Raw genomic sequence first — 10,788 nt, forward strand, 5'->3', positions numbered from 1 at the left:
TTACTGTGTTATTTTTGTCACTACAGACAAAGACGCATTATCACTATAAGTATCTACAAACAAAAACCCTTCCAGTTTAACTTTACCTTTTGTGTTGAACAGAGTTTCAAACGCATTATGAATATATTTATCTAATGAACAACATGACACTAGAAAGTTATCTGTTTGCACTAAAAAACTACACCCTGGATAAGACATATCATCGACAGGTTGAATATTTTTTTTAGTAAGGCTACTTTTCACAATAAAACCAGTCACGCCAAATTGATTCATATTAATACCCTGAAAGCTTGATTATTAATCGTAAATATTTAGAAATAATAGGCGAACAATAAAGTTCACTTTAACAATGGATGATTATGAGCTCACTTCAAATGCTTCTGATAACGCCTCTACAGAAGTTTCAGAGACAAACTCACCATCAACAAAGTAGTTAACGTTTGCACCTTCCTTCACGCCGGTTACCGTTGAAGAAGTGCCGTCAACATAAGTCACTTCCATCTCAATAGTATTTTCGTCAATGGTTCTTATGTGACTGTCTTCAATGTTGTGGTACGTCAGAGGATCAATCGGTGCATCACGCAGTGAAGGATCAAGATCACCGTTAATATCAATCATTGTCTCGACTTTACTATCAAAGATATGTGGAGTGCCGTCGAAAGGGTTTGACCCCGTCCAGAACTCGATTGAGTTAACAACGAAGTAATCTGCCAATGTTGTAAAGCCATAAACGGGTACCAATAAGAAGTTAACACCGCCACGTGCATAGCGGTTATCAACAACCTTTACGTTGAATTCCATTAACTTTTTAGTCGTGAAATTGCTACCGACACAACCGTTAAGAACTGGGGCAAGTAACAGGATACCCGCAAGCTTGATCGTGCTATTTTTACTGAAGATTTTCATTTCATCTACCTACGACTTAGAAATAGTAACCGAATTCAATACCAACAGAGGTATCGTCAAATTCATACATAGTTACGGATGCATTCACATCAACATTGCCGTTAGTCCAACCCAGAGCATTTTCAAACACAGTGTCGACATCAGAATCCAAGAAGTAAGTAAAATCACCGCGGTAATACATGTTACCAAATGGCACTAAGACACCAGCCTCAACATCAAGGCCATCGCTCACATCGCCACTCGAGTAGTTTGCACCCACATTCCACACACCAAAACCTGTATCAGCAACATAATTACTACCAATAGTGAGATTGTCGAAGTGTTCAGAAGTATTCCATTCACCGTCAAGAACAATGTTATCAGAAAGGTAATACTGACCAGAAAGCGTTACTACGTCATAATCTTCATCGCTAACATTATCAGAACCAAATGCACTATAGCTCAAGCCGACACTGGCTTTATCATTAATACCATATGTTCCTTCAATTGATAGTTGCTCTCCATATTCATTACTATCATACCCAGTCTTAATATTACTCTGAACATTTCTAATATCTTGGTTGTGATATTTTGTTTCAGATTGTACCCCTTGCTCTACATTTTCTTTATGCGTTGTATCGTTTGCAGATACTACACTAGAAAAAGAAATAACAAATAAAGAAGATAATGTTATAAGTTGTTTTTTCATGATATTCCAATGGTTAAACTTCAATGCCAAAATGGTAGTGCTAAAATTAGGCTATTAAATTAGCCGTTGTTTTTAGGTAATAAAAAGCCATGCCATAATTTAAAATAACCATGGCTTGTTATTAATATGAATTAATTAGATGTTAATTATCGATACAAATAGTAAGGCGATAGATTATTTTCCTACCGCACCGCCGAGAGTTTTACCTAATCGAAAGTTGATGACCTTATGAGAAATTGCATTGTCCTGATAATGGAGTTCAGACATGTCGACAATATTATTGTAAGCAACCGTCACTTGACCATTTTCTTCAGTCACTAATACTTTTTGGCCAAAAGCATCCAATCCAATACTTGGGAAATCGGTCATTGCTTTTGCACCTGGCGCTGGCCCACCAAAAACGAGTAAGGTCGCATTAGGTAGAGACTCCCCAATCGCTTCTGCTCTAGCCTTAAAGTCCCAGTTCATAAACCAAACCGTGTCATCTTGAGCAAGAACATCTCGTTTAATATTGTTCAGTGTCGTTTCAAAATCATACTCTGATACCAATGTTTCAATGCCGTAGTTCTTTGTTAAGCCTTCGCTCTGAACTGGTGCAATGTTATCTAACCCATTCGTTAGCGATGCCGTTTTTTCTGCGTACTGCTCAAGGGCTTCGTTATCCATTATTCCGTGTCGCTTTTGAATAAACTGAGCATCGGTATAAATTACTTTTTGCTCACCATTTTCAACATAATTCAAAATACGAAATGGTAAATCGAGCCCCACCTGTAAATTGTCTTTGAGCAACTGGGTATTCAACTGATCGTCGGTATAAAAATCCACCCGACTTGGCACCAAATATTCATTTGCCTGTTCAGCTAATCGAGAATGGTCGATAGTTAACACTTTATCTAGCCGTTTATCTTCAGCGTTTCGATCAACAATGAGCACACTCTCATCAACGGCATTTAGTTGAGATTGATGAGCGTTCTGATCAACGGTCGTTTCACAACCTAGAATGGGCAGAACAAACAAAGCAATTAAAGACAGTTTTTTCATAGATAACCTCTCTAGAGTTTGAAAATGATTGAAGGCAAAACGAAATAATCAAATCTATTGAATATTATGCTCGGAAACAAAGTCTTCAAGGAGCGAATGGGCGCGCTTTGGGTCACCATCATTCAAGTGGACTAAGTACCCATACAGTGCTTTTTCATGCTCTACCATATAAGTCATTTCTTTTTCATAACCGACTGGGCTGGATGCTTGAATATCCTTAAGCTGGTGAACAAATCGCTCTGCGCTGCCCTCTAAATATTTCGCCCCTAAATATGGCATCACTTTCAAAGACAACGTCACTGTTTTAGCGAAAAACCTATCTTTACAACGAATAGTGCTATCAACACCGTACTGTTCGCGAACAGGGTTCATCACAATGGTATTGTGTTGTTCCATTTTGCTGAGCAAGTCCAAACTGTTTGCTGTCATACTGCCTGGCGGGTTGTGTTTGAGTTCAGAAAATACCTGTTTACCTAAATTTCGAAATACCAACTCATACTTAAGTCCCTTCGCAAACTCTCTGTATTCAGCTTTATCCGTTCTCGTCATCATATTTTCTCCACTCATAGCAACGAACGATGGCAAAGTTAGCACCATTATCATGAGGAACTTGCCCCAATTTAGTTGGCTCTTATAGCAAATCATCAACAGGGGTCTCGCCTAGCCAGATATTCCTTAAAGCAACACTCTGTTTTGAAGATGCTTTAGCCTGATACACAACGTCATTGTTATATTGAATCTGCATCGCTTCCCCTTTGTAGATAATGGCAATCACATCGTCTTTAATGAGCGGCATGGATAGGCTATCCACTAGTTTTTGAATATTTGAGTCTTTCATATTGATGCCAGGGTTTGACTCTTCTAGCGCCTCAATAGTGGATGTTGTGACTTTTTCTTGTGTTAACTTATCCGGCGTAAACGTCAATAGAAGTGCGCTATCACCTTCTTTGCTTTTCAAGTGACTAATATCGTAATAGTCGACAAACCATAATGTGCGAGTATTTTCTGCGACCATTCGATAATCATCGTATGCCCACGATTCAAATTGCGCGTGCGAAGGCTCGGCTTTTAGCTCATGACTGAACGCTTCCCCGGCCATCACAAGAATCATCAGCAAAAATGTTACTTTGTATCTCATTAGTATCTCTTCCTACATTCAGGTTTAAACATCGCAGACGCTCGCTCATGCCGAGATGGGGCTAAGACGCTAGCTTCATCATGTCGAGAGAATCTAATCTCTCCACCTTTCTAGAGCTCGGAAATGTCAAATGAATCAAAATGCTGTTTGCAATATTCGATACTTGAATTGGTCGATATTTTTTCATACTGCCGATCATCATCGGCTTAAGTACTTTCAGAGCACCTTGAAGTAACTTTTCGTCAGTTCTCTTCTCCTGTCGATCCCCCGCCAACGGGCCCGGGTGTAGGAAAGTCGTTTTCTCAAAATCAAGTAATTCAACGTCATTTTCCATCTCCCCTTTGCAGCGAAGGTAATGCGAGCGAGCTTTGCTATCAGCTCCAAGACATGACACGACGATCAGGTGTTTCACTCCAAGATCTTTCATGTTTGCTGCGGTCGACACGACTAGGTCAACATCAATTGCGCGAAGTTTATCTTTGGTACCCGATTTTTTAATCGTGCTACCTAAAGCGATAACCCCAACGTCCGGAAGATCTGAATCTAAACGGATTGCAGGAACACTTAGATTACTGTCAATTATCTGCTTCAATTTCTGATGCTGCGTATTAAGTTCACGTCGAGACAGTGCGTAAACAGTACTGATATTCTGACTGCTTAATAAAGTACTCAGCGTTTCTCGTCCAACTAAGCCACTCGAACCAGCAATAATGATTGATCTATTCATATGAAATTCACCGTTTAAAGTTATGTCGTCTCGACGTTGTATATATATAATAAACGCAACAAACCGACCGGTCTAGTCATAATGTTGTCAACTTTGTCAGGATTAGACTGATCGGTTTACACATTCGAAGCTGAAACGCATTGGCCTCTGGAATATAGATCTGATTAGTGAGGGGCTAAGACGTGAACGCTCGACAAGATTTGGTGAGGTCATTACTGACACTCCAAGAACCGGAGAGAGCCGATTCAAGTATCAGTATAGATTCAGATGACTTGGTCATTAAATGAGTCGTTGAAGTGTTTGTACTTAAAACCGAGCGAGAGCTCAATGATGATATCTAGGGGGACAAGCTTTCAAATCGCCAATGGCGACGAAGCAACATGAACACTTCACGTGTTAGGAGTTAGACTCCGTTTCGCGCACTGCAAGTAGTGTAAATTAATCTATTTATTGCTGAATATTCTCAAGAACAGAATCGGGAATAATGTTCTCTATCGCCACATACTGACCAACATCTAGGAATGCAAAACAGCTATAAGCCAAGCTACTCCAGCCTAAAATCGACAATGTCAGCATGCCAAATGTTTTCACGCCACTTTGATTCAATCGTTTGGAAACAAAGGTATAACTCGGAATTCCGACTAAAACAGGAGCCAAAATAGCCATCGAAAGTTGACCATATTGATTCCATTTTTTCATGAATTTTCTGAGTTTAGGTTTAAAGACAGCGCCTTTTTGTTTCTTAAATAAAGTTGAATAAACGGGAGCAATTTTCCAACCTGCATACGCAGCAATCATCGCTGGGATTAAATTAAACAACAGCATTTCTGGGTAGGAGTAAGATAGAAACGCGGCAATAGCAGGCCCTGAATAGGTTTTCCAAAGGCTTAACAGCGCCATCGATAAACCAATAGCCAAGTATGTTTCAAATGCTAATGTCATGCTTTGCTCTCCTCTCACCGGTTTACTGCTTCAGTGATCCGATGGTCCAATTTGAAGTGTTGAATGAATAATACACAACGCAGACCGATCGGTCTAGTTGTAATTTTCTTATCCTATGAGAACCTCGAAATATGAGGGGTACATACTCAAACCAGTGAATGAGTATTGGCGTCAATCTCGCAGCCGTGTAGACTCTAATTAAGGATAATCATTAACTTGAAAAGGAAAGAGTTTTGGCTGAATTCAAATACAAGCAACTAACTCAAGAAGAACAAGACAAGCTAGATGCCGCTTCATTTCGCCGCCTATTATCTCATCTAGACAACAATAAAGACGTGCAAAACATTGACCTAATGATCTTGGCTGGCTTTTGCCGAAATTGCTTTAGCAAATGGTATGCAGCAGAAGCTGAATTGATGGGAGTCGATTTAGATTTAGACGATGCACGTGAACGTGTTTATGGCATGACTTACGATGAGTGGAAAGCTAACCATCAACCAAAAGCGACGCCTGAACAATTGGCCGCATTTGAAGCTCGCCAAGCGAAAAAGAGTTAAGAAATTGGACACCAAATAAGAGTTCGTATCCTGAGCGCGTTTTTATTATCGATTGAACACATTGTTACTTTCAATCAGCAATATTTAGCAAACAAAAAGCCCAGTAATGAACTGCCCCCAATAGTTGGACACCAGTTACTGGGCTTTCTTTATCAAGCTTTAAACTTAAGGGCTATAACAACTATCTATAGTCTAGCCCTTCATTTGGCCAACTAACCGTGAGAGCTTCTTCCCACGTTGTCATGGCTCAGCTCTTTATTTAGAACCGCTTCCACATGACCTGGAGAACGTGTTGAGCCAGAAATCAGTCGATACATCGCTGGGATTACGAACAGAGTAACCAAAGTTGCAAAGCCCATACCAAAGAAGATAACCGTACCCACCGCCACTCGGCTTTCATAACCCGCGCCCGTTGAAGTAATCAATGGGATTGCACCGGCTAGTGTGGTAAACGCCGTCATCAAGATTGGACGTAAACGTCGAGCCGAAGCATCAATGATCGCCTTTTCAAACTCAATGCCACGGTCACGAAGTTGGTTAGCAAACTCTACGATCAAGATACCGTTTTTGGTCACCATACCGATCAACATGATCATACCAATCTGACTGTAGACGTTAAGCCCTTGATTCATCAACACCAAACCTAAGAAGCCACCAAAGATACCCATAGGTACGGTGAACATCACCACCAGCGGGTTAATGAAGCTCTCAAACTGCGCCGCAAGTACCAAGTACGCCACCAACATCGCTAGCGCAAACACCACTAAGATACTCGATTGGTTCTCTTTGAAGTCTTTTGACTCGCCAGAGTAGCTCACTGAGATATCGCCTGGTAACTGCTCAATCGCTTGTTCATCAAGGAAATCCAGAGCATCACCCAGCGTGTAACCTTCCATTAGGTTCGCTTTAATGGTGACCGATTTCTGCTTATTGTAGTGCGATAAACGAATCGATGATGCCACTTCTTCAATGTGCGTCAGCGTATCGAGTGTAACCAGCTCACCAGACTGAGTTCGCATGTAGATTTGGCTTAAATCGTTCGCGTTATTAAAGCTGTTTTCATCACCACGCAAGTAAACATCGTACTCTTCACCACGGTCAACGAAAGTGGTTTCACTACGGCCGCCAAGCATGATCTCTAACGTATCTGAAATGTCCGAAACGCTAACGCCTAGCTCTGCTGCACGCTGCTTATCTACGGTTACCAATAGCTCTGGTGTTTTCTCAGAGTAATCGATGTCCGCACCTTCCATCATTGGAGAGTCTTCAGCCGCTTGCTTTAACAGTTCGCCCCACTTCTGAAGCTCAGAGTAATCAGAGCCACCCAGTACGAATTGAACAGGCTCACTTGAACCACCTTTGAAGCCCGGCATGAACGGGAATACACGTACATCAGGAATACCATTTAAAGATTTACGAACTTCGTTCAACGCTTCCTGAGCGGTTTCATCACGTTCATCCCAATCTTCTAGGATCATGATAACGAAGCCCGTTTGGTCGCCCGCATTACCACCAAACGCTGGTGATTGAATACTAAATGACTTCAAGAAACCTTGACCAAGCAACGGCATTAGGCGCTCTTCAACGATGTCCATATTGGCAGACATACGGTTGTAACTGGTTGCATCAGCACCACGAACAAACGCAAAGATAACACCACGGTCTTCTTGAGGCGTCAGTTGCGACGGCACTTGTTGCATCAAGCCATAGCTACCGCCCATACACGCGATAATGATGATTGGAGCTGCCCAACGCCAGTTTAAAGCACGGCGCAATACCGCTTTGTATCCGGCTTCTAGCTTGCCAAACACACGTTCTACAAATCGATTGAAGCGATTTGGTTTCACGTTCGCTTTCAGGATCTTACTACCCAGAACCGGCGTTAACGTTAATGCTACGACAGACGAGAAAATCACTGACATCGCCAACAGTACCGAGAACTCCGTAAACAAGAGACCGACCATGCCATCCATGAACGAGATTGGCAGGAATACCATCACCAATACAAGCGTTGTTGCGATTACCGCGAATCCTACTTCACGCGTCCCTTTATAAGCCGCAAGCAGTGGCGATTCGCCGCGTTCAATATGGTGGAAAATATTCTCAACCACCACGATGGCGTCATCGACCACCAAACCAATAGACAGAATCAGTGCCATCAAGGTGATTAGGTTAATAGAGAAACCAAAGTAGTAAGCCGCAATAAACGACGAAATTAGAGATACTGGAACGGTTACCGCTGGAATCAGTGTTGCACGCGCTTGACCTATGAAGACGTAAAGCACGAGGATAACTAAACCACCCGTAATAAAGAGTGTGCTGTAAACCTCTGAGATCGAACGATCGATAAAGACAGTTGAGTCATAGTCGACCGCCAGTCGAGTCCCGTCAGGCAGGAACTTCTGAATCGCCTCAACTTCTTTGTGGACTAAGTCAGCAACCTCAAGTGGGTTCGCATCTGACTGAGGCACAATCCCCATACTAACGTTAACAACGCCATCACTCTTAAAGGTCGAGTTCTCGTTTTCTGCGCCAATATAAACATCCGCAACGTCTTTTAAGTAGATAGGTGTGTTATCAGAAGCACGTTTTACCACTAGGTATTCGAAATCTTCCGCTTCAGTGTAAGAACGAGCGGTACGAACCGACATCACAATCGCATCGTTACGTACTTCACCACCCGGGCTTTCAATGTTCTCACTGTTTAACGCAGAAGTGATGTCCGAAGTAGTAACGCCACGACCCGCCATCTGAGCAGGTTTCAGCTTCACATACATTACTTTGTACAAGCCACCCGAGATATCCACCGAGCTCACACCTGAGATCAAACTAAAGCGGTCAATCAACACACGTTCGGTGTAATCGGTTAACTGCGTTCGGTCCATCTCCGTCGAGCTTAAGTTGATGTAGACCGAGGCTTCACCACTACCATTGTTCTTATAAACAATTGGGTCGTCGGCTTCATCTGGCAACGAACGCTGAGCACGCGCTACGGCATCACGAACATCACTGACACCAGTATTGAGGTCGTAACCAAGCTCAAACGTAATCGTGATACGCGACATACCGTTACGCGTTGTGGATTCGATCTCATCGATACCACTGATGCCGGATAACTGGTCTTCAAGATTGGAGGTTATTTGACTTTCAATGATGGTGGCAGACGCACCCTCATAACGAGTACTGATCGATACCACCGGGCTTTCAATATCAGGCATCTCACGAACTGCAAGCTTATTGAAAGAGACAATACCAAACACAACCAAAAGCAGACTCAATACGACAGCCGCTACTGGTCTCTTTACAGAAACATCAGATAACAACATTAGTTAGCGCCTTCTTGTGCTGCTGTATTTTCATCAAGTTTAGCTGGGCGATTAACGGCGAGCTCTTGAACCAAGACGCCGTCTCGCATGTTCACGATACCTTGCACCACGATCTTCTGACCAATCTCGATGCCCTTGTCGATCACAACTTCGTTATCGATTCGTGCACCCAAGAACACTTCGGTACGAGTCGCTTTGTTATCTTCGCCAATAACATAGACGAAACGCTTAGTACCAGAATACTCAAGCGCTTGAACTGGGATAATCGGCGCTTCTACAGGAGGGAAATCCATATCAGCTGCCACTAGCATGCCCGGCTTTAGGTAATCATTATTGTTGTCAAAGTGGATTCGAACTCGAAGGTTCAAGGTTTCAGCATTAATACGAGAATCAATGCCTACCACTGTTCCAGTGAACTGAGTCTCGCCCCACGCACTGGTGCGAGCCGTCACTGTCATGCCTTTAGACAGCTTAGAAAGGTAACGCTCAGGAATTTGAAGATCTAACTGCATCACAGACAAATCATCTAAAGTCACAAGCTCAGTACCTGCTGTCACCATTTTTCCGCGGCTAAAGTCGATAAAACCGACCGTGCCAGAGAAAGGCGCGCTGATGTGTAAGTCTTTAAGATTGGCATTGGCGGCAGCTAGGCGAGCATTGGCGATCTCTACATTAGTTTTCTGAGCGTCAATTTCAGTTTGCGTAATCGCGTTGCGTTTCACTAGTCGTTGGAATTCCGCTAGCTTACGTTTCTCGTCTTTTAGGTACGCTTGCGCTTCTGCAACTGCAGCTTTTGCTTTGTCGTCATCTAATTGAACCAACATCTGCCCTTTGGTGACATCTTGATTGGCTTTGATGTTGATAGAGTCAACTCTGCCCGCTACTTCAGAGGTAATGATCACAGATTGTTCTGCTTCTAACTTACCTACCAAAGAAAGAGATTGGCTAACTTGGTGAATATCAACTTGCTCAGTAACAACAGTGACAGTGCTAGGGCCCATGCGTTTAGCTAGTGCGGCTGGAGACGCCATAAGAATAGACAAGCTAAGCAGGGTTAAAACAGATTTATGCTTCATAATAATGGTCTGCAAGTGAGATTTAATATCTATAAATGAAATTAACCGTATTCTATCAACTGATGAATGCTGTAACGTCAAGAAGTGTAAATCTAGATTAAATTCCATTTACGTTTCTTGGCGAATTGCACAAACCAAACACAATGTAGAAAGCGAGTTACCTCAAGGTGTTACCTATCACTACGTAAACCTTAGTACAGATGTTCACTTCCCGAGCAATATGCGTACTTTTCGCCATCTTTGCCCAAAAAGGCAGCATTCAACACAAAACCATAAGAAAAACTCTTTACAGGTTTAACGTGTTTGCTATGATGCGCTCCGCACTTGAGAGATGCGTTGGGAAAAACATCTCTTTAGCCTATCCATTATGAGTTAGGAAAAACACCC

At 42.5% G+C, this 10,788-nt stretch carries 11 protein-coding genes; 1 reads left to right on the forward strand and 10 read right to left on the reverse strand.

From position 1 onward, the window contains the following. The 8 genes from NX845_RS22080 to NX845_RS22115 form a co-directional block, all read right to left on the reverse strand. Nucleotides 1–273: a hypothetical protein gene (locus NX845_RS22080; protein ID WP_017094020.1), complete on the reverse strand. Its 273-nt coding sequence runs from the start codon at nt 271–273 to the stop codon at nt 1–3. Between the two features lie 84 nt (nt 274–357). Continuing rightward, nucleotides 358–906, reverse strand: a complete 549-nt coding sequence (locus NX845_RS22085; protein ID WP_017094021.1) for a DUF3332 family protein — start codon at nt 904–906, stop codon at nt 358–360. 16 nt (nt 907–922) lie between these two features. After that, complete coding sequence (locus tag NX845_RS22090) at nt 923–1,594, reverse strand: hypothetical protein (protein WP_260257165.1); 672 nt, start codon at nt 1,592–1,594, stop codon at nt 923–925. Between the two features lie 174 nt (nt 1,595–1,768). Next, complete coding sequence (locus NX845_RS22095) at nt 1,769–2,635, reverse strand: DUF302 domain-containing protein (RefSeq protein ID WP_102446072.1); 867 nt, start codon at nt 2,633–2,635, stop codon at nt 1,769–1,771. A 54-nt stretch (nt 2,636–2,689) separates the two neighbouring features. After that, nucleotides 2,690–3,187, reverse strand: coding sequence for a hypothetical protein (locus NX845_RS22100; RefSeq protein ID WP_241909908.1), 498 nt, complete (start codon nt 3,185–3,187; stop codon nt 2,690–2,692). A gap of 79 nt (nt 3,188–3,266) precedes the next feature. Next, a complete protein-coding gene (locus tag NX845_RS22105; RefSeq protein WP_260257166.1) occupies nt 3,267–3,773 on the reverse strand; it encodes a chalcone isomerase family protein in 507 nt (168 codons plus the stop codon). Between the two features lie 61 nt (nt 3,774–3,834). Next, nucleotides 3,835–4,500: an NAD(P)H-binding protein gene (locus NX845_RS22110; protein ID WP_260257167.1), complete on the reverse strand. Its 666-nt coding sequence runs from the start codon at nt 4,498–4,500 to the stop codon at nt 3,835–3,837. Between the two features lie 447 nt (nt 4,501–4,947). Next, entirely contained in the window at nt 4,948–5,442 is a 495-nt protein-coding gene (locus NX845_RS22115; RefSeq protein ID WP_260257168.1) for a hypothetical protein, read from the reverse strand. A 233-nt stretch (nt 5,443–5,675) separates the two neighbouring features. On the opposite strand from NX845_RS22115, the gene NX845_RS22120 reads away from it, so the two are divergent. Further along, nucleotides 5,676–5,999, forward strand: a complete 324-nt coding sequence (locus tag NX845_RS22120; RefSeq protein ID WP_017094028.1) for a DUF1244 domain-containing protein — start codon at nt 5,676–5,678, stop codon at nt 5,997–5,999. Nucleotides 6,000–6,211: 212 nt separating this feature from the next. Here the strand turns inward: NX845_RS22120 and vexH are convergent, their stop codons facing one another. Together vexH and NX845_RS22130 are read right to left on the reverse strand one after the other, a co-directional pair. Continuing rightward, nucleotides 6,212–9,325, reverse strand: a complete 3,114-nt coding sequence (vexH, locus tag NX845_RS22125; RefSeq protein WP_017084563.1) for a vibriobactin export RND transporter permease subunit VexH — start codon at nt 9,323–9,325, stop codon at nt 6,212–6,214. Beyond that, nucleotides 9,325–10,401 carry an efflux RND transporter periplasmic adaptor subunit gene (locus NX845_RS22130; RefSeq protein ID WP_029406216.1) on the reverse strand — a complete coding sequence of 359 codons (1,077 nt, stop codon included), beginning with the start codon at nt 10,399–10,401 and terminating at the stop codon, nt 9,325–9,327. The genes vexH and NX845_RS22130 overlap by 1 nt, the downstream gene beginning before the upstream one ends. Between the last annotated feature and the right edge of the window lie 387 nt (nt 10,402–10,788).

This window comes from Vibrio sp. NC2, assembly GCF_025195005.1.
Classification (GTDB): Bacteria; Pseudomonadota; Gammaproteobacteria; order Enterobacterales; family Vibrionaceae; genus Vibrio; species Vibrio splendidus.